This window comes from Nocardioides sp. NPDC000445 (assembly GCF_040300245.1).
Lineage (GTDB): Bacteria > Actinomycetota > Actinomycetes > Propionibacteriales > Nocardioidaceae > Nocardioides.
Window position 1 is genome coordinate 73,877 of sequence record NZ_JBEPDH010000021.1, and the last position, 19,032, is coordinate 92,908.

The window sequence follows — 19,032 nt, forward strand, 5'->3', positions numbered from 1 at the left end:
ACACCTGTCCTCGGACACGGCCAGTCGATCGCGGAGGGCACTCTGACGCCTACCTGATCGGTCCTTGTGAAGTCCATCGTCGTCCATGCCGGCCTCCCCAAGACGGGCACGTCCGCGGTCCAGGCGTTCTTCCATGCCAACACGGAGAAGCTCGCGAAGGCCGGCATCTTCTACCCACAGCACACCATCGACAGGAACGGCATCAGCGCCGGCAACGCCGGCTCCCTCATGGAGCGCTCGGGCCACCTCTTCGTGGCCTCGCCCCACGAGATCGCCAGGACGCTCGAACAGTTCGAGGCCAGCGGATGCCACACGCTGCTGCTCTCCTCCGAGGCGTTCCTCCCCGAGCTGCCCGGGATCGCCGAGCTGCTGCCGCCGCAGGCCCGGTTCGTCCTCTACGTCCGCGATCCCCTCGCCTTCCTGGAGTCCGACTACAACCAGCGGGTCAAGCGGCTCGGACACGTCGAGCCGTTCGTGGCCTCGCCGGAGGCGTACGGCGGCTGGTTGGGCCATCAGCACCTCTACAACGCGCTCGGCTCCGAGGCGGTGCGCTCCCGGCTCGTCCTCCGGCCCTACCTCCCCGAGCTCTTCGTCGGCGGCAACCTGCTCACCGACCTGCTCGACACCGCCGCCATCGACACCACCGAGCTCGGCGACCTGTCCTTGAGGCAGGTCAACCTCTCCTACTCGCTGCACGCGCTCGAGATCAAGCGTGCGCTCAACGTCCTCCCGCTCGGGCCACAGCTGCAGGAGCGGCTCGACGTGCACCTGCAGTCCTGCCCCCTCGGGCCGACGACCTACACCCTGGTGCCGCCCGCCGACCACGAGCGGCTCCGGAAGATCGCCGACGACGAGCTGCACGCTCTGGCGCTGAGGTACGACATCGACGCCCTCGAGCCCATGCGGGAGCTGCTGCGGGAGAAGCCGCCGAAGCCCTTCCACCCGCAACAGCTCACCGACGACGAGGTCGACGCCGTCGTACGCCACATCGCCACCGTCGGCAAGCGGCTCACCCGCCGGATCGCCCAGACGCTCGTCGAGCACCCCGAGATCGAGCTCGTCTACCCCTCCCTGCGCGACTCGTTCGCCGCCGCTGCCGCCGAGCTGGACGAGGCGCCGGCGGCGCGGCGGCGCTGGTGGTCCCGCTGGTTGAGCCGCCGGAGCCGCTAGGCGGAGGCATGTCGAAACCAACACGGTCGGATCCGCGCTCGATAGGACTGTGTTGGTTTCGACACGCTCGCTGGCGCTCGCGGCTCAACCAGCGGCTACGAGAGGTCGGCGACCACGATGGTGTGGTTGTCCGGCTCTCCGGCGGCTACGACAGCGGCGGCCACAGCGTCGGCGACCGCCTGCGGGCCGGCCTCGGCGGTGATCAGCGGAGTCAGGTCGTCCACGTAGGAGTGGACGCCGTCGGTGGTCAGCACCAGCCGGTCGCCGGGCAGCAGCTCGAGCGACATCTCGTCGGCGACGACGCCGGGAACCAAGGCGCGGTTGAGCAGCGCCCGGTGCTCGTGGGAGCGAGCCTCGTCGGCGGTCAGCTGGCCGGCCTCGACCATGGCGGCGACGACCGTGTGGTCGTGGGTCACCTGGCGTACGTCTCCGTCCCGCACCAGAAAGACCCGGGCATCGCCGATGTGGGTGATCCGCGCGGTCGAGCCGTGCAGATCGACGGCGGTCAGGGTGGTGCCCGACTTCGGCACCTCGGCGAACACCTCCTGGATGGCCGACCGCAGCCCGCCGGCGGCGTACGCCGTCAGGGCCGCCCCGGCGAGATCGTCGCGCTCACCAGTGCCGTCGGCGACGGCGAAAAGCTCGGGGGTGACCAGGACGGCGTCCTGTTGGCTCGACCGGCTTCCGGTCTCGCAGCTGACGCCGAACTCGACGTTCAGGGTCTCGGTTGAAGTAGTCATCTGACGTGCCTCGCTCCTCAATCGGTGGACGAGGACGGAGACCATTCTGCGACGCGTGGACGTGTCGGCCTCGACCTGGCGCCAGTAGGTCTCGACCTCGACCGCCGCGAGCGCGGCGGGCATGTCGACGACCTCCCGGATCCGAGCCAGCGGCATCCCGACCAGGCGCAGCGCGGCCACCAGACGTGCGCGTTCCACCTGGTCAGGCCCGTAGCGACGGTAGCCGGAGACCGCGTCGACCTCGGCAGGAAGCAGCAGACCGAGGTCGTCGTACAACCTCAGCGCCTTCGGCGTCAGCCCGGTCGCCCGGGCGAAGTCGCCGATGTTCACCAGCCCCTCCAGCCCGCTCATGCTCACCATCCTCCCCGGTGAAGGTCACCGGTGGAAGCAGATTGGTGCTTCCCCCTGGGGCAACCTCAAGCCCCGGTCTGCTCGGCCCACTTCTCGAGCAGCCGGGCGAGCGACCGCCGCTCGGCCGCGGTGAAGACGGCGAGCAGGCGGTGCTCGTTGGCGATGTGGTCGGTGAAGGCCGCGTCGATCAGCTCGCGCCCACGCTCGGTCAGCGCGACCCGGCGCCCGCGACCGTCCTCGTCCCGGCGGTCCCGGCTGACCCAGCCCTGAGCCAGGCAGCGGTCGACCCGCTTGGTGACCGCTCCAGAGGAGACCATCGTCTGCTCGCCGAGCTCCTTCGGAGTCAGGGCGTACGGAGCGCCTTGCCGTCGCAGCGTCGCCAGGACGTCGAACTCGCCCTCGCCCAGTCCGTGCTGGGCATAGACGCTGACCAGCTCGTCGGTGAGACGCAGTGCGAGGCGGTGAAGCCGGGCGATGACGGCCTGCGGGGTGACGTCGAGGTCGGGGCGCTCCCGCTCCCACTGCGCCATCACGGTCGAGACGTGGTCTGCCATGACAGTGGAATATATCTGACGAGGAAGACATTATTCCTTCCATGGAAAGTAGATTCGTGACGCTCGCGCTGACCGCGATCGCCCCGGTGGCATGGGGGTCGGGCTACTTCGTCACCGCCACGTTCCTGCCGCCGGACCGGCCGCTGTTCGGCGCCGTGGTCCGGGCCCTGCCCTTCGGCCTGCTGCTCCTGGCGCTCCGGCCGGGCCTGCTCCACGGCTCGTGGTGGTGGCGCACGGCAGCACTCGGACTGCTCAACTTCGGGGCGTTCTTCGCCCTCGTCTTCGTCGCCGCCTACCGGCTTCCCGGCGGCCTCGCCGCCACCCTGACCGCGGTCTCGCCGATCGTGGTGATGCTGCTGGCCTGGGCCTTCGCCGGGGAGCGGCCGCGGGCCGGATCGCTCGCGGCCGGCGTCGTCGGCGCCGTCGGCGTGGCCCTGCTGGTGCTCCGCGGCGGCGCGAGCCTCGACCTGATCGGCGTCCTCGCCGCCTTCGCCTCGGTCGCCGTCTTCTCCACCGGCTTCATCCTCGTCAAGGTCTGGCAGCCGCCGGTCGGACTGCTCACCTTCACCGCCTGGCAGCTCGTCCTGGGTGGCCTCGCGCTCGCCCCGGTGGCCCTCCTCGTCGAAGGCCCGCCCCCGCCGATCGACCTGCCGGCGGTCGGGGGCTACGCCTACATCGGCATCGCCGGCACCGTCGTCGCCTACGCGGTCTGGTTCCGCGGCGCCCGGCGCCTTCCCGCCGCCGCGGTGTCGCTGGTCGGCCTGCTCAACCCGGTCGCCGGGATCCTCATCGGACTCGCCTTCGCGGGCGAACACCTCACCCCGATCAGCGGGCTCGGGATGGCGTTGGTGCTCGGCGGCGTACTCCTCGGACAGCCCGCGATGCTCGACCGGATCAAGGTCCGACGCGGACCACAACCGACCTCGTGTGCAGACGTTGGAGCAGCCGGATAGGTTCACCTCCATGAAACTGCGTGCGCGTGCGCTTGAGCTTCTCGTCTTCACCGTCGGTGCCGGCACCTTGGGGTCTGAGATGGCGGCGGCTCGGCTGCTCGCTCCGTGGTTCGGCGACTCGACCATCGTGTGGGCCAACACGATCGCCACGGTGCTGGTGGCGCTCGCGATCGGCTACTCCGTCGGCGGCCGGATCGCCGACCGGAACCCGCACCCCTCCGGCCTGGCCAAGATCGTGCTCGTGGCCGCCGCCCTGCTGGCCGCTGTGCCGTTCATCGCCGACCCGTTCCTCCCGCTCGCCGTCAAGGCAGTCGACCAGCTCAGCATCGCGACCTTCGCCGGCTCGCTGGTCGGGGTCGGCGTGCTGCTCGCGATCCCGCTCTTCCTGCTCGGCATCGTCAGCCCGTACGCCGTCCGGCTGACCGTCGAAGCCGTCGAGGACGCCGGCCACGCTGCCGGGCGCCTCTACGCCATCTCGACAGTCGGCTCCCTGGTCGGCACCTTCGCCGCCTCGCTGCTGCTCATTCCTGTCGTCGGGACGCGGCGTACGTTCCTGATCTTCGCTCTCCTGATGGCGATCTGCGCGATCCCGCACCTGGTCAAGCGCCGGCTGCCGGCCGCGGTCGTGCCGGCGGTGATCCTCGCCCTGATCGCCCTGCCGACCGGTTCGATCAAGACGCTGACCAGCAACGGCGGCGAGGTGATCTGGGAGAAGGAGACGGAATACCAGTACGCCCGCGTGGTCGAGTACGACGACGGCAGCCGCTACCTCGAGCTCAACGAGGGCCACGCCGTGCACTCCGTCTACAACAAGGGCGAATGGCTCACCGGCGCCTACTGGGACGAGATGCTCTCGCTGTCGTACGCCGGCGCGGAGGCCCCGAAGTCGGTGGCGATCCTGGGCTCGGCCGCCGGGACGACCGCGCGCCAGTTCGGTCACTTCGCCCCCGAGACCCGGGTGGACGCCGTCGAGATCGACGAGGACATCACCGAGGTCGGCCAGAAGCTCTTCGACCTCGAGGACCAGCCGAACCTCCACCTCCACACCGCCGACGCCCGCCCGTGGCTGCAGAAGCAGACCCGGAAGTACGACGCGATCATGGTCGACGCCTACCACCAGCCCTACATCCCGTTCTACCTGACCACGAAGGAGTTCTTCGCGCTGGCGAAGTCCCACCTGAACCCGGGCGGGGTGCTCGTCGTGAACTCAGCCCACCCGGAGGGCTCGACAGCGCTGGAGAAGGTCCTCACCGCAACGCTGCGGACCTCGTTCGGCGAGGCCGTGTGGCGCTCGGACTCCGGCCCGACCAACACCCACCTGATCGCGACCGTCGATCCGGAAGCCGATCCGGCCGCCAACCTCGTCGCCACCGCCGAGTCGCAGCCCGCCGACCTCGCCGACACCCTCACCGACTCCGCCGCCCGGCTGGAGCCGGGCATCCGGGGCGGGACGGTCTACACCGATGACGTCGCGCCGGTCGAGTGGCTCACCGACCTCAGCCTGCTCGAGGTCGCCTGATCCGCTCGGGCGCTTCACCTCACCGATCGGCGTCTTGCGCAGGCACCCGACGCAGACCTGGTTGGGCGCGACCTTGCTGAGCCTGCGTGGCGGCAGCACGTGCCACGTCCCCAGCCGCCGGCCACACACGGTCATGACGTACCCGTTGCTCCTCTTGCCCGAGCGAAGGTGCCAGAAGCTCCCACGGTCGGTCCGGTAGACCAGCGGGTCCTTGGACAGGACCGGCGGCCTCTCGCTGGGCCCCATGCTGAGTCTGTCGTCTACGAACACGAATTCCCCCCAAGGAATGATGGTTCTCGTCGTTGAGTGCCTCGAGACGCCGGTGTCACAGCTGGGCCATGCCGCCCAACGCCCCGAGACGCGTTCGACCATATGTCCACTCATTGCAACGGGTCAAGGCGGAAAGGGTGGGGCTATGCGGCTATTCGGGATCTGTACGCCTCAGTAACGTGTTCTCCCATGAGTAACCCCCGTCCGCGCGGCCTGCCGAAATACCTCCACGTGGCCGACTATCTGCGGGCCCAGATCGATGACGGCACCTACCAGCCCGGCGAGCGTCTACCGACCGAGCCCGAGCTGATGGACACCTTCCCCTACGACCGCGCCACGATCCGGCGGGGTCTGGCGGTGCTGCGCAACGAAGGCCTGATCACCAGCGAGCAGGGCCGTGGCGTCTTCGTACGCGACGCCACCAAGACCCGCTACGACCTGATGAGCATGCTGATCACCGACCGGAGCCACCCGGCGAAGCCGGACGCGGCCTACAACCAGCCGCCGCGCGGCCCGGACGACGGCCTGGCGGTCGAGCACAGCTACGAGGTGACCGCGGCCGGTGAGAAGCTGGGAGCGGCCTTCGAGATCGATCCCCGGAGCGAGCTGCTCAGCACCACCTTCACCTTCTACATCAGCGGTGACGACACCGCCGAATACCGCACCACGGCCTACATCCCCTATCCGCTGGTCATCGACACCCCGCTGGCCACCCCGTCCGACGAGTGGCCGCAGCCGCCGATCAAGGACCTGCTGGCCACGGTCGGCGTGAAGGTCACCACGGTGGCGATGGACATCGAGTCGCGGATGCCGACGCCGCAGGAGACCTTCGACCTACAGATCCCCGACGGCACCCCGGTCCTCTCCGACCGGCGCCGGTTCCTCGCCGACGACCGGGTCGTGTGCGTGACCGACTCCGTCGGCGTCGCCGACCGGATCGTCTACGGGCTCGACCTCAAGCTGCAGTGAGCCGGCCCGGCCTCAGGCCAGGTCGTGGACGAACTCGGAGAGCTGGGTGAGGTTGCGGCACTCCCGCATCTCGATGATCGAGCCGTAGCGCGTGGCCTCAGAGTCACCGGTGTCCCACTGCGTACGGACCTCGGGGTTGAGCCAGTGGGCGTGCCTGCTCGCGTCGGCCATCGCGCGCAGCGAGTCGACGGCGAGGTCGGAGTAGTTGGACCGGGCGTCGCCGAGGATCAGCAACGACGACTTGGGGTTGAGCGCGTCGGCGTGCCGCTCCTGGAACAGGGAGAAGGCGCGGCCGTAGTTGGTGCGCCCCATCCGGGCCGCGTGCTCGGTCGCCTTCGTCAGCTCGGTCATCGTGTCGACCAGGTCGGCGCCGGGCTTGAAGTAGGACGTGACCTCGTGGATCTCGTCGACGAAGGTGAACGCGCGCACCTTCCCGAACTGCTCGCGCAGCGCGAAGACGAGCATCAGCGTGAAGGTAGCGAAGTTGGACACCGACCCGGACACGTCGCACAGGATCACCAGCTCGGTGCGGTGCGGCCGCTTGGGCCGGAAGCGTAGGTCGACGGGGACCCCGCCGGTGGACATCGAGGACCGGAGCGTACGCCGCAGGTCCACCGCTCCTCGCCGGTGCGCGTGATGCTCCTGGGTGAGCCGCGTCGCCAGCCGGCGCGCCAGCGGGTAGATCTCGCGTCGGAGCGCCTCCAGGTCGGCCCGGCGCGCGTGCAGGAAGTCGAGCTTCTCGATGGTGGGGCGTACGGCGATCTTGGCGATCTGCTCGGGGCCCTTCTCCTCCGCGATCCGGCGGCGGGCGTCGGCCTCGACGAGCCCGCTGAACCGGTCCACGCGCCGGGTCCCGACGCGTGCCGCCTCCTCCTCGGTCCAGCCGCCCTGCTGGAGTCCCTCGATGAGCCGCGAGGTGAGCTCGTCGGTGGAGAGGCGGCGCAGCGCGGTGTAGGACGACCACGAGCTCAGCCCGGGCCCACGACCGGGCATCGCGCCGAAGCGCGCCACCGCCTCGGCGGCCAGCTGCCGGAGCATCTCGACGTCGTCGGCCTCCAGCGCCTCGCTCAACCGCGAGGTGAACTCGGAGAGCGCCTCGGGCCCGTCCTTCGCCACCCCGGCGGCCTCGGCCTCAGCGTCCATCCCCGAGCCGACCATCCGCGGGAAATAGAGCTCGAAGAGCCCGTCGAAGGTGGCTCGCTGGTTGGCGCGCTTGACCAGGGTCGCGGCGTACGCCTCCTTGACCTGCTGACGGTCGTTCCAGCCGATCAGGCCGAGGGCCGTGACCGCGTCGAGGCCTTCGGAGAGCGACACCGGCAGCCCGGCTCCCCGAAGCGCTTCGAGGAACTCGATGTGCCGGTCGAGGAGGGTCACCTCTTCAACCGCAGCTCTCGGACCGCACGGTCGACGTCGGAGGAGTGCTTGAGGACGACGCCGAGGGTGTCGGAGACGGCCTTGTCGGAGAGGTCGGTGATCTCCAGCGCGATCAGGGTGCGCGCCCAGTCGACCGACTCCGCGATCGAAGGCGACTTCTTGAGCTCCAGCTCGCGCAGCCGGCCGACCACGGAGACGAGCTGACGCGCCACCTTGCCGTCGAGCCCGGGCACCTGGGAGAGCACGATCTCGCGCTCCCGGTCGGCGTCGGGGTAGTCGAGGTGGAGGTAGAGGCAGCGTCGCTTGAGTGCCTCGGAGAGCTCGCGGGTGGCGTTGGAGGTGAGCACGACCAGCGGACGGCGGGTCGAGGCCATCGTGCCGAGCTCGGGGATGGTCACCTGGAAGTCGGAGAGCACCTCGAGCAGCAGCCCCTCGACCTCGACGTCGGTCTTGTCGACCTCGTCGATGAGCAGCACCGTCGGCTCCTCACGGCGGATCGCGGTCAGCAGCGGCCGGGTCAGCAGGAACTCTTCGGAGAAGATGTCGTCGTGGGTCTCCTCCCACGCCTGGCCGTCGTTGGCGGCCTGGATGCGGAGCAGCTGCTTCTTGTAGTTCCACTCGTACAGCGCCCGGGCCTCGTCCAGGCCCTCGTAGCACTGCAGCCTGACCAGCTCGGCCCCGGTCGCGCGGGTGATCGCCTTGGCCAGCTCGGTCTTGCCCACACCGGCCGGTCCTTCGACGAGCACGGGCTTCTCCAGCGCCCCCGCGAGGTAGGTCGTCAGCGCGGTCGAGTCGTCCGCGAGGTAGCCGACGTCTCCCATACGGGTGACGGCCTCGGCGGGCGAGGAGAACCAGGAAGACGTACGCGAAGGCATGACGCGACACTAGCGACTCTGGTCCTGGTCTGCTCCCGGTGTCCGGGTGGGACATTCGTCATAGTGCCCGGTGCAGCCGTCACCGTCGGCCCCATCCGTCGTTGTGAAGGACGTGCACTCGGACACTCCGCGACATCTGACGCTGGTCGTCGTCGCCATGAAGGTATGCGCGCTTACCGCGCTGGCGGCCTTCTGTCTGGTTGCCGTCACCACGCCGTCCGAGCCCCGGTCGCTGGCGAAGCGGGAGCAGCCCGAGCTCGCCGCGATGCTCGAGCAGCACCACTGCGTGGCTCCTCCGACGATCGCGCCCTGGCGGCGGCAGAGCGCCATCATCCGCTCCCCGCTCGGCGAGCTGAAGCACGTCCCGCTCGACGTCGGCCAGCGGATCGAGCAGGGCAAGGCCCGAGGCGAGCTGATCGCCTTCTGCGCCGACCCCGCCTCCTAGCGGAGGCGGAGCCGAGCGACGTACGTCAGCTGGCCTCGGCGAGCGTGCTCGCGAACAGCCCGAGCACGCGGTCGAGCGCGACCCGGTCACCCTCGACCTTCAGCCCGGCCTCGGCGATCGCGGCGTCCACGGGGAAGCCCATGAACACGACGCCGGTCCAGGCCGTCGAGTCGCCCGCGATGGTCACGTCGGCATCCTCGAGCGTGCCCTCGGCGAGGTCGAACTGGTTGCCCTTCCACACGAGCCGGAACTGCTGCGGGTCGGCGTCGGGACGGCGGGCGTCGGTCAGCTCCCAGGCGACGCTGATCGGCTCGGGGGTCGTCGCGCTGCCGGCGGGCACCATGGTGCGCATCGCCACCATCACGCCGCTGGGCGTCATCCCGGCGGACATGACCGGGAAGCGGGTCGAGCCGTGGGCCCAGCGTCCGAGCGCCCCGAGGATCGTCTCGAGCTCGCGGCCCCATGGGGTGAGGGCGTAGGCCGTCGTCTTGGTGATGTAGCCGAGCTCGGTCTCGACCACCACGCCGGCGTGCTCGAGGAACTGCAGGCGGTCCTTGAGCTCGTCGGTGCTGACCCCGATCACGGAGGACTCCAGATCACGTGCCGTACGCGGTCCGAACATCAGCTCGCGCACCACGATCAGGCTCCACCGGTCGCCGATCAGGTCCAGTGCGTGCGCGGCCGCGCACGCGTCTCCCAGGTCCCCGTACGTCAGGTTCAGGGTCACGTCGATCCTCTCCGAGTCATTTCGAACCCATCGAGCGTAGTGAGCCCGAACTACGGGTCGTCAGTGCCAGAGGTCCCGGCGTGCCGGCGAAATGCTGAACCCGACGGGGCGCTACCCGATCGTGGCGTACGCAGCAGCCACCCGCTCCACCGCTCGCTGGTCGCCTGTGACGGCCAACGAGCCGACCGGACTCCCGGCGAAGACGACGTCCGCCCAGGCCGACGAGTCGCCGGAGACGGTCGTCGCGGGCGCTTCGTCCGCACCTTCGATCAACTCGAAACGGTCCTCGTCCCAGTGCAGCCGGTAGCGGCGTACGCCCGCGGCGGGACGCCGCTCGTCGTGCAGCTCGATCGCGATCCGGACGGGGCCGTCGCCCCAGTCGGCCATCGTCGCGTAGGGGGCCATGGTGCGCATCGCCACGATCACCCCGTCGGGGGTCATGCTCCCCTCCGCCACCGGGAAGCCGGGCGAGCGCTGCGCCCAGTGACCGAGCGACCGCATCACGTCCTCGAGCCCCTGCCCCCACTCGGTGAGCCGGTAGACGCGGGTCCGTCCGAGGTCGTCGAGCTGGGCCTGCTCGACGACCCCGCTGTCCCGCAGCGCCTTCAGCCTGGAGGTGAGCACAGCGGGCGTGATCCCGACGACGGCCGAGGCCAGGTCGGCGAACCGGCGCGGACCGAGCATCAGCTCGCGGGCGATCACCATGCTCCACCGGTCACCGATGACGTCCATGGCGTGCGCGGTCGCGCAGGCATCACCCAGGTCGGCGTACGTCTGCTTCTTCGGCATCGATCCTCCAAACTCTCTTCACAAGAGTATCAACTATGTTTAACGTAGTCACCATGACCACGACCCCACTGCCACCCGTCGTCGACCGGACGACCTATCTGCACGAGCGCGACGCGCTCCTCGACCGCGAGAAGGAGCACACCCGCGCAGGCGATGCCCTCGCCGCGGCCCGTCGACGGCTCCCGATGACCGAGGTCGACGCGGCCGCACCGCTCGTCGGCAGCGCCGGGCGGGTGAGCCTGCTGGATGCCTTCGAGGGGCGTACGCAGCTCTTCGCGAGCTACCACATGTGGCACACCGGCCATGCCGCCGCCGACCAGTGCGAGGGGTGCACGTTCTTCAGCGGCGGCGTGAGCGAGCTCGGCTACCTGCACTCGCGCGGGGTGACGTACGCGGTCTTCTGCCAGGGGCCCTACCCGGAGAGCTCGCGCTACCGGGACTTCATGGGGTGGGAGATGCCGTGGTACTCCGTGCCCGAGGAGTCGTGGGACGTCCTCGACGCCCGCGGGTTCTTCGGCGGCAAGGTCTGCTATCTGCGCGACGGCGACCGGGTCTTCGAGACGTACCGCACCACCGGACGTGGCGTGGAGCCGATGTCGCCGTCGTACGGGATCCTGGACATGACCGCCTACGGACGACAGGAGACCTGGGAGGACTCACCCGACGGCTGGCCGCGGCGCACGGGCATCGACGGCAGCCAGTTCCGCAGCGAGGAGTCGCCGACGACCAACCACCGCGCCGGCGTGAGCGGTCGCCCGACGGCGCAGTGGTCGCGGCTCGCCGCCGGACGCGACGACGATCTCGGATCCGACACCGCCCCCGCCGCCGACCACTGCTGCCACTGAGGAGCTCCGGATGCGTACGACGATCGCCCTGCCCACCCGCGACCGCTCGCGGTCCCATGTCTTCCTCCGCGACGGCCTCGGCCTCGAGACCCCCGGCGAGCTCGCCGACGACGGGGTCCCCGAACCGCTTCGCGCGACCCTGTCGGACTCCTGCGAGGTGATGATGATCCCCACCGGCGGGTTCAAATGGGTCACCGGCCAGCTCGCGGACGAGCCGATGGACGCGGCGAGCCTCCCGGAGGGCCCGAGGCAGTGCCTGGTCACCATCGAGCTCGGCTCGCGCGGCGATGTCGACGCGCGCTATGCGGCCGCCACGGCTCTCGGCCGCGGCATGATCGAGCCGGAGTCGGCGCCGTGGGGTGAATACCGTGCGGTCGTCGCGGACCCGGACGGGCACCTGTGGCAGCTGACGTCCCGCTGAGGTCCGGTCGTGCCGCCCCTAGAATCTCCCCATGGCCGGAGACGACACACGGATGCTGCTGCTGGGAGCAGTGGCGCTGTTCGAGCCCGTCAACGGCTACCAGATCCGGCGCGAGCTGATGTCGTGGCAGGTCGACCTGTGGGCCAACATCAACCCGGGCTCGATCTACCACGCGCTCAGCTCGCTGACCGAGAAGGGCCATCTGACCAGGCACGATCTGGTCGACAACGGGCGTACGGTCGCGGTCTACGAGATCAGCGCCAGCGGCCGGGCCGAGCTGGAGCGCTTGATCACCCGCTCGCTGCAGGTCGTCGACGTCTACAACGGCGTCTCCTTCTACGCCGCGTTCTCGCTGGCGCCTCTGCTGGAGCGCCCCGCCGTCATCCAGCAGCTGAGCGTCCGCCTGCAGGCCCTGGAGCGCACCGACAAGGAGCTCGACGCCGCGATCCGGGCCAACACCCACGTCGCGCCGCCCCACACCGGTGCCGCGCTGCGCCTCCAACTCGACAAGCTCCGCTCCGAGCGGGCGTGGCTGGTGGAGCTCCTGGACGACGTACGCAGCGGCAAGCTCGCCTTCGCCGGCGAGGCTCCCGGCTGGACACCGGCCGAGGACGACCCGGGCTGGCAGATGGACGCCGACCGGAAGCGCTACCGGGAGATGCTGCGCGGCTGAGCCGACGCGGGTCTCGCTCGAATCGGTTTGACATCTCGGGATCAAAACTGAACACTCACGATATTCAAGTTTGAACACCCGAGCAAAATCGGGTGATTGTCGTCGGTCGTCCGTGCTTGTCTGGGACTTGCACGCACAAGGGAGTGACACATGATTCACGCACGCGGCCTGAGGCACACCTTCGCCTCCGGCCATGGCAAGCAGAAGAAAGAAGTCGTCGCGGTCGACGGAGTCGACCTCGACGTCGAAGAGGGCGAGGTGGTCGGCTTCCTGGGCCCGAACGGCGCCGGCAAGACCACCACCCTGCGCATCCTCACCACCCTCCTCAAGCCCACGGCAGGCACCGCCACGGTGGCGGGCTTCGACGTGGCCAAGCAGTCCGTCGACGTCCGGCGGAGCATCGGCTACTGCTCCCAGGTCGGGTCGACCTTCTCGGGTGCGTACGCCGGCGACGAGGTCGTCGACCACGGGATGCTCTACGGGATGTCCAAGAAGGACGCGGTCGCCCACGGGCAGGCGCTCTTCGAGAGGCTTCAGCTCGAAGGGCTGTGGCGCCGCAAGCCCCGCAACATGTCCGGCGGGCAGAAGCGCCGCCTCGACATCGCGATGGCGCTGATCCACGCCCCCAAGCTGGTCTTCCTCGACGAGCCGACCACCGGCCTCGACCCGCAGGCGCGGGCCAACCTGTGGGACCACATCGCCTCGCTGCGTACGGACCACGGGGCCACGGTCTTCCTGACCACCCACTACCTCGACGAGGCCGACACCCTCGCCGACCGGGTCATGGTCATCGACCAGGGCCGCATCGTCGCCAACGACACCCCGGAGAACCTCAAGGCCGCCGTCTCCGGCGACCTGGTCTCCCTGGAGGTCGCCACCGACGAGCAGGTGGCGATCGCCCGCGACAAGCTCAGCTCGATCTCGGAGACCATCGAGGTCGACGAGCGACTGGTCAGCGGCCGGGTGCCGCGGGCCGGGAAGGCCGTCCCCGGCCTGCTGCGCGACCTGGAGTCCAACGGCGTCTCTCTCGAGTCGATCGAGGTCGCCCGCCCCACCCTGGACGACGTCTTCCTGACGCTGACCGGACGATCGCTGCGCGATGCCGACGCAGGCGCCCCCGAGGGCGACGAAGAGAACCAGGAGGCCAAGTGATGACCGAGTTCCAGCAGCCCGTACTCAAGTCCGGCTTCTTCCGGGAGTCGATGGTCGTCTTCAACCGCCAACTGCGGATGAACCTCCGCAACCCGGCCTGGGTGCTGATCGGCGTGATGCAGCCCATCCTCTACCTGGTGCTCTTCGGCCCGCTGCTCGAGCCTCTCATCGAGGAGCTCGGCGGCAACGCCTACAACTGGTTCGTCCCCGGCATGCTCGTCCAGCTCGGCATCTTCGGTGCCATGTTCGCCGGCTTCTCGCTGATCGGCGAGTGGCGCGAGGGCGTCATCGAGGCGGAGCGGGTCACCCCGGCCTCGCGCGGCGCGCTGCTGTTCGGCCGCCTCTACCGCGACCTGCTGCAGATCCTGGTGCAGGCGATCATCCTGGTCGCTCTCGGCCTGGTGATGGGCATGGACTTCAGGCCGGTGGGGATCCTCGTCGGGATCGCGATCACCGTCATGATCGGTGGTGCCGGAGCCGCCGCCTCCAACGCGTTCGCGCTACTCGTGAAGAGCGAGGACGTGATGGCGCCGGTGACCAACATGCTGCTGATGCCGATCCTGCTGCTCTCGGGCATCTTCCTGCCGATGAGCTTCGGTGCCCAGTGGCTCGAGGCGCTGGCCGACGTCATCCCGACCAAGCACGTCGTCGACGCGGTGCGAGCCTCGTTCTTCGGTGACCTCGGGATGGCCGACATCGGCTGGGGCCTCGGCTGGACCGTCGCCCTGTTCGGTCTCGCGGTCTGGTGGGGCATCTCCACGTTCCGCAAGGAGAACGCCTGACTTCTCCGGTGTTCCCTGCACCCCGGCCGATCTAGCGGAAACACCAGCGTCCTCTCAGCGGTGACTCAGCGAGGGGTGGCAAGGTAGGAGTGTGAACAGCCCTGCCACCCCGAGCGAGAGCACCGGCGACAAGCCGCACGTGCTGGTCGTCGACGACGACAAGGCCGTGCGTGAGTCGCTGCGCCGGTCGTTGGAGTTCAACGGCTACGTGGTCGCCCTGGCCGGCGACGGCGCCGAGGCGCTGGCCGGCATCGCCAACCACGACCCCGACGTGGTCGTGATGGACGTGATGATGCCCCGCCTCGACGGCATCGAGGCCACCAAGGCGCTCCGCGCCGCCGGCAACGACGTACCGATCCTGGTGCTGACCGCCCGCGACGCCGTCGGCGACCGGGTCGACGGCCTGGACGCCGGGGCCGACGACTACCTCACCAAGCCGTTCGCGCTCGAGGAGCTGCTGGCCCGGCTGCGCGCGCTGCTGCGCCGGGCGGCCCCGGTCGGCGAGGACGACGAGGAGACGCTGCACTTCGCCGACCTGACCATGAACACCACCACCCGCGAGGTGACCCGGGGTGAGCGTGCCATCGAGCTCACCCGCACCGAGTTCACGCTCCTGGAGATGTTCCTGCGCCGGCCCCGCCGCGTACTCGATCGGTCCTTCATCCTCGAAGAGGTGTGGGGCTACGACTTCCCGACGACCGCCAACTCTCTCGAGGTCTACGTCGGCTATCTGCGGCGCAAGACCGAGGCCGAGGGCGAGGCCCGGCTGATCCACACCGTCCGCGGCATCGGCTACGTCCTGAAGGAGCCGTGAGCAGCGCCGTGACCACGCCGGCAACCAGCTCGCGCTACCGCGGCTCTCTGGCGGGCCGGGTCACCATGCTGACGACCCTCGCGGTCGCCGGCTCGATCGCGCTGATCGCGATCGGGCTCTACTTCGTCGTACGCATCCAGCTGCAGGCCAACATGGACGAGTCGCTGCTGAAGCGGGCGCACGCCGCTGCATCGAATCCGCAGTACATTCACGATGCCCGGGATGGCAGCTACTTCCCGGTCTTCGCTCTGAACGCTGGCGACATCGCGCTCATGTCGGTCAGTCAGAACGGTGACTACTGGAATCCTCAGAAGCGGGCCGATGATGACTTCCCGATTCCTGGCGCACCGGAGGCATTAGTAGCCCAGGGAAAGACGTCTTACGCCGTGCGCACCATCACCACCGACAAAGGCGAGGTGTTCCGCGCAGCCACGGTGCCGGTCTCGGGCACGGACGAGGCGCTGATGCTGGCGCAGTCGCTGGAGCCACAGCAGGCGATGTACAAACGGCTCGGGCTCGTAGTGCTCTTCTTCGGCGCGGCCGGCGTCGTTGCCGCGGCGTTCGCCGGTTGGGTGGTGGCGGCAGGCGGGCTGCGGCCGGTGAGGCGGCTGACCGCCTCGGTCGACCGGATCGCGACCACCGAGGACCTCACCCCGCTCCCGGTCGAGGGCGACGACGAGATCGCCCGGCTGGCCACGTCGTTCAACCGGATGCTGTCCGCCGTCTCCGCCTCCCGGGATCGGCAGCGACAGCTGGTGGCGGACGCCTCGCACGAGCTGCGTACGCCGCTGACCTCGCTCCGCACCAACGTCGAGCTCCTCACCCAGGCCGACGCCTCGATCTCCGGCGAGCAGCGGGCCGAGCTGCTCGGCGACATCCGCGCCCAGATCGAGGAGCTCACCAACCTGATCGGAGACCTCGTCGAGCTGGCCCGCGATGCGCCGGCCGAGCCGACGCTGGAGACCGTGGACCTCTCCGAGGTGGCGGACCGGGCGCTCTCCCGGGTGCGTCTGCGCGCGCCGTCGGTGACCTTCACCGAGGAGATGACGCCGTGGTGGGTCATGGGCGACGCCAGCTCGTTGGAGCGCGCGGTCACCAACCTGCTCGACAATGCCGCCAAATGGTCGCCGGAGTCGGGCACGGTCCACATATCGCTCCGCGACGGCGTGCTCAACGTCGACGACGAGGGCCCAGGCATCGCCGAGGACGACATCCCGTACGTCTTCGACCGGTTCTACCGCTCCACCGAGGCCCGCTCGATGCCTGGGTCGGGGCTCGGCCTCGCCATCGTCCGGCAGGTCGCCGAGCGTACCGGCGGGTCGGTCTCCGCGGCCCGCTCGCCGCACGGTGGCGCACGGATGACCATGCGCCTGCCCGGCTCGACCTCTCCCCGGCCGACCGAACCGCCCACGGCGGTGCTGAACAATTGAGGGTTGAAGCATTGAGATACGCCGTCCTGGCGCCCAGTCTGGTGGCGCTGCTCTCCGTCGCTGCCTGCGGAGCCGAGGAGTCCGCCGATCCGTCGGCCTCCGCCTCCGCATCATCTCCGGAGCATGCCTCCAAGGAGACGTTCAACCCGTGCGACGGGCTCGACATCTCCCCCGTGGAGAAGGCTCTCGGCGCCCAGCTCCGCGTCGAGAAGGGCACCTCGAAAGCACCCCGCTGCGCGTTGCTTCCCGAGGAGTCGGGCGGGACTGCGTACGAACTGAACTACCTGCCCTTCAAGGGCACCCTCGCGGACGCGTGGAAGACCATGGACGTGAAGTCAGGGGAGGTCAGCGAGCCCGCGATCAAGGGGGCTGAGGACGCCCGGCTGGTCAAGCAGCAGGGCGTCAGCTCGTACGCCGTCACTGGCTTCGTCCAGAACGGCACCCTGATCCAGAGCTTCAACTCCGTCGACCTGGAGCCGTACGACGGCGACGCCATGGACCGCGCCGCCCAGGCCCTCCTCGAGCAGCTCAGCGCGAACGCCCCATAACCGAGACGTCACGCGCGTCGGTCGACACGTCACGCGCGCCGGTCGACACGTCACGTTCGTGCCGACTCGGCCGACCGGAGTGACTTCTCGCCTAGTGCTTCTTCGTCTCGCGCCAGGAGCGCTCGAAGGGGAGCCGCCAGGCGTGCGGAGCGATCAGCTGGTGGATCGAGTTGGGTCCCCAGGAGCCGGGGGCGTAGAGGCGTACGGGCGGAGGGTTGTCGAGGAGCGGCTGGGAGATCTCCCAGAGCGTCTCGATGCCCTCGGCGGTGGTGAAGAGGGTGTGGTCGCCACGCATGGCGTCGTGGATGAGGCGTTCGTACGCCTCGAGGACGCCGGTCGAGGAGCTCGTCTCCTGGGTGGCGAACTGCATGGAGAGCTTCTCCAGCTTCATGCCGGGCCCGGGGCGCTTGCCGTAGAACGACAGCGACATCTTCGACTGGTCGGCGAGGTCGAAGGTGAGGTGGTCGGGACCCTGGGTGCCGGCGCCGGAGTTGGCCGGGAACATCGTCAGCGGCGGCTCCTTGAACGCGATCGAGATGATCCGCGCGCCCTCGGCCAGCTTCTTGCCGGTGCGCAGGAAGAACGGAACGCCCGCCCAGCGCCAGTTGTCGATGATCACCTTCATCGCGATGAAGGTCTCGGTGTCGGAGTCGTCGGCGACCTCGTTCTTGCCGCGGTAGCCGGAGTATTGACCACGGACCACGTTGCGCGGGTCCAGCGGCCGGATCGAGCGGAAGACCTTGTTCTTCTCCTCGCCGATCGGGTCGGGGGCGAGCGAGGTCGGCGGCTCCATCGCCATGAACGCCAGCACCTGCATCAGGTGGGTGACGACCATGTCGCGGTAGGCACCGGTGCTCTCGTAGAACGCGGTGCGTCCCTCCAGGCCCAGCGTCTCGGGGATGTCGATCTGGACGTGGTCGATGAAGTTGCGGTTCCAGATCGGCTCGAAGAGTCCGTTGGCGAAGCGGAAGGCCAGGATGTTCTGCGCGGCCTCCTTGCCGAGGAAGTGGTCGATCCGGAAGATCTGCTCCTCGGCGAAGACCTCGTGGATCTTCGCGTTGAGCTCCTTGGCCGACTCGAGGTCGGTGCCGAAGGGCTTCTCCATGATGATCCGGGCTCGCTCGACGAGGTCGGCCTCCTCGAGCTGACGGATCACGTCCTGAGCGGCCTTGGGCGGAACGCTGAGGTAGTGGAGGCGGCGCACGTCGCTGCCGAGCCCCTGGAGCTTCTTCTCGGCGAGCTTCACCGCGTCGGCGAGCGCGTGCGGGCCCTCCTTGGTCGAGACGTAGGAGAGCATCCCCCCGAACGCCGCCCAGCGCTCGTCGGTGATGTCGCCCTTGCCGAACTCCTCGCACGCCTCGCGAGCGAACTCGATGAACTGCTCGTCGGACAGGTCCTCCAGCGATGTGCCGACGATCTGGGCGTCCGTCATCAGCCCGGCCTCGTTGAGTCTGAGCAGGCCAGGCAGCAGTTTGCGGCGCGCCAGGTCACCCGTCGCACCGAAGAGCACGATCACATGTGGCAGGGCTTTGTCATCGATGGTCGCCATGATGAGTCCACGGTAGTCCCCGTTTTATGAACGATCCAATAGACAACGGCCGCCGTCTCAACGTGTCGCCGTCTTTTCACCT

Annotated in this window: 20 protein-coding genes; 13 read left to right on the forward strand and 7 right to left on the reverse strand. The window is 69.2% G+C overall.

Annotation, left to right across the window (positions count from 1 at the left end; all coding sequences use genetic code 11):
- Positions 1 to 66 precede the first annotated feature (66 nt).
- On the forward strand, positions 67 to 1,170 hold the full coding sequence (locus ABT304_RS24630) for a hypothetical protein (RefSeq protein WP_350719238.1): 1,104 nt from the start codon (positions 67 to 69) through the stop codon (positions 1,168 to 1,170).
- Between the two features lie 95 nt (positions 1,171 to 1,265).
- On the opposite strand, the gene ABT304_RS24635 is transcribed toward ABT304_RS24630, so the two are convergent.
- Complete coding sequence (locus tag ABT304_RS24635; protein ID WP_350719240.1) at positions 1,266 to 2,261, reverse strand: MerR family transcriptional regulator; 996 nt, start codon at positions 2,259 to 2,261, stop codon at positions 1,266 to 1,268.
- Between the two features lie 65 nt (positions 2,262 to 2,326).
- Complete coding sequence (locus tag ABT304_RS24640; protein ID WP_160025830.1) at positions 2,327 to 2,815, reverse strand: MarR family winged helix-turn-helix transcriptional regulator; 489 nt, start codon at positions 2,813 to 2,815, stop codon at positions 2,327 to 2,329.
- Positions 2,816 to 2,856: 41 nt separating this feature from the next.
- On the opposite strand from ABT304_RS24640, the gene ABT304_RS24645 reads away from it, so the two are divergent.
- The 3 genes from ABT304_RS24645 to ABT304_RS24655 all read left to right on the forward strand — a co-directional run bounded on the left by ABT304_RS24645 (position 2,857) and on the right by ABT304_RS24655 (position 6,526).
- Positions 2,857 to 3,768 carry a DMT family transporter gene (locus ABT304_RS24645; protein WP_350719242.1) on the forward strand — a complete coding sequence of 304 codons (912 nt, stop codon included), beginning with the start codon at positions 2,857 to 2,859 and terminating at the stop codon, positions 3,766 to 3,768.
- Positions 3,769 to 3,778: 10 nt separating this feature from the next.
- On the forward strand, positions 3,779 to 5,287 hold the full coding sequence (locus ABT304_RS24650; RefSeq protein ID WP_350719243.1) for a spermidine synthase: 1,509 nt from the start codon (positions 3,779 to 3,781) through the stop codon (positions 5,285 to 5,287).
- A gap of 459 nt (positions 5,288 to 5,746) precedes the next feature.
- Positions 5,747 to 6,526: a GntR family transcriptional regulator gene (locus tag ABT304_RS24655; RefSeq protein WP_350719245.1), complete on the forward strand. Its 780-nt coding sequence runs from the start codon at positions 5,747 to 5,749 to the stop codon at positions 6,524 to 6,526.
- 12 nt (positions 6,527 to 6,538) lie between these two features.
- On the opposite strand, the gene ABT304_RS24660 is transcribed toward ABT304_RS24655, so the two are convergent.
- Together ABT304_RS24660 and ABT304_RS24665 are read right to left on the reverse strand one after the other, a co-directional pair.
- Positions 6,539 to 7,900 carry a vWA domain-containing protein gene (locus ABT304_RS24660; RefSeq protein ID WP_350719246.1) on the reverse strand — a complete coding sequence of 454 codons (1,362 nt, stop codon included), beginning with the start codon at positions 7,898 to 7,900 and terminating at the stop codon, positions 6,539 to 6,541.
- Positions 7,897 to 8,775 carry an AAA family ATPase gene (locus ABT304_RS24665; RefSeq protein WP_160025834.1) on the reverse strand — a complete coding sequence of 293 codons (879 nt, stop codon included), beginning with the start codon at positions 8,773 to 8,775 and terminating at the stop codon, positions 7,897 to 7,899. Before ABT304_RS24665 ends, ABT304_RS24660 begins: the two co-directional genes overlap by 4 nt.
- 112 nt (positions 8,776 to 8,887) lie before the next feature.
- Here ABT304_RS24665 and ABT304_RS24670 point away from each other — a divergent pair, with 112 nt between their 5' ends.
- Positions 8,888 to 9,220: a hypothetical protein gene (locus ABT304_RS24670; protein ID WP_350719248.1), complete on the forward strand. Its 333-nt coding sequence runs from the start codon at positions 8,888 to 8,890 to the stop codon at positions 9,218 to 9,220.
- A 25-nt stretch (positions 9,221 to 9,245) separates the two neighbouring features.
- On the opposite strand, the gene ABT304_RS24675 is transcribed toward ABT304_RS24670, so the two are convergent.
- Positions 9,246 to 9,947 carry a winged helix-turn-helix transcriptional regulator gene (locus tag ABT304_RS24675; RefSeq protein WP_350719249.1) on the reverse strand — a complete coding sequence of 234 codons (702 nt, stop codon included), beginning with the start codon at positions 9,945 to 9,947 and terminating at the stop codon, positions 9,246 to 9,248.
- Positions 9,948 to 10,058: 111 nt separating this feature from the next.
- Entirely contained in the window at positions 10,059 to 10,736 is a 678-nt protein-coding gene (locus ABT304_RS24680; RefSeq protein ID WP_350719251.1) for a winged helix-turn-helix transcriptional regulator, read from the reverse strand.
- A gap of 53 nt (positions 10,737 to 10,789) precedes the next feature.
- Between ABT304_RS24680 and ABT304_RS24685 the strand changes: the two genes are divergently transcribed.
- From ABT304_RS24685 to ABT304_RS24720, 8 genes are all read left to right on the forward strand, one after another.
- On the forward strand, positions 10,790 to 11,581 hold the full coding sequence (locus ABT304_RS24685) for a DUF899 family protein (protein WP_350719253.1): 792 nt from the start codon (positions 10,790 to 10,792) through the stop codon (positions 11,579 to 11,581).
- Positions 11,582 to 11,591: 10 nt separating this feature from the next.
- A complete protein-coding gene (locus ABT304_RS24690) occupies positions 11,592 to 12,002 on the forward strand; it encodes a VOC family protein (RefSeq protein WP_350719255.1) in 411 nt (136 codons plus the stop codon).
- Positions 12,003 to 12,033: 31 nt separating this feature from the next.
- Positions 12,034 to 12,675 (forward strand): PadR family transcriptional regulator, encoded by a 642-nt coding sequence (locus tag ABT304_RS24695; protein WP_350719256.1) that lies wholly within the window; start codon positions 12,034 to 12,036, stop codon positions 12,673 to 12,675.
- Between the two features lie 150 nt (positions 12,676 to 12,825).
- Positions 12,826 to 13,827, forward strand: a complete 1,002-nt coding sequence (locus tag ABT304_RS24700) for an ATP-binding cassette domain-containing protein (RefSeq protein WP_160025840.1) — start codon at positions 12,826 to 12,828, stop codon at positions 13,825 to 13,827.
- Positions 13,827 to 14,609: an ABC transporter permease gene (locus ABT304_RS24705; RefSeq protein ID WP_350719258.1), complete on the forward strand. Its 783-nt coding sequence runs from the start codon at positions 13,827 to 13,829 to the stop codon at positions 14,607 to 14,609. The genes ABT304_RS24700 and ABT304_RS24705 overlap by 1 nt, the downstream gene beginning before the upstream one ends.
- 91 nt (positions 14,610 to 14,700) lie before the next feature.
- Positions 14,701 to 15,423, forward strand: a complete 723-nt coding sequence (locus ABT304_RS24710; RefSeq protein ID WP_502890425.1) for a response regulator transcription factor — start codon at positions 14,701 to 14,703, stop codon at positions 15,421 to 15,423.
- A complete protein-coding gene (locus ABT304_RS24715) occupies positions 15,420 to 16,853 on the forward strand; it encodes a sensor histidine kinase (protein WP_350719260.1) in 1,434 nt (477 codons plus the stop codon). The genes ABT304_RS24710 and ABT304_RS24715 overlap by 4 nt, the downstream gene beginning before the upstream one ends.
- Positions 16,854 to 16,864: 11 nt before the next feature.
- Positions 16,865 to 17,401 (forward strand): hypothetical protein, encoded by a 537-nt coding sequence (locus ABT304_RS24720; RefSeq protein WP_350719262.1) that lies wholly within the window; start codon positions 16,865 to 16,867, stop codon positions 17,399 to 17,401.
- Positions 17,402 to 17,492: 91 nt separating this feature from the next.
- On the opposite strand, the gene zwf is transcribed toward ABT304_RS24720, so the two are convergent.
- Positions 17,493 to 18,950, reverse strand: a complete 1,458-nt coding sequence (gene zwf / locus ABT304_RS24725; RefSeq protein ID WP_350719264.1) for a glucose-6-phosphate dehydrogenase — start codon at positions 18,948 to 18,950, stop codon at positions 17,493 to 17,495.
- Positions 18,951 to 19,032 lie beyond the last annotated feature (82 nt).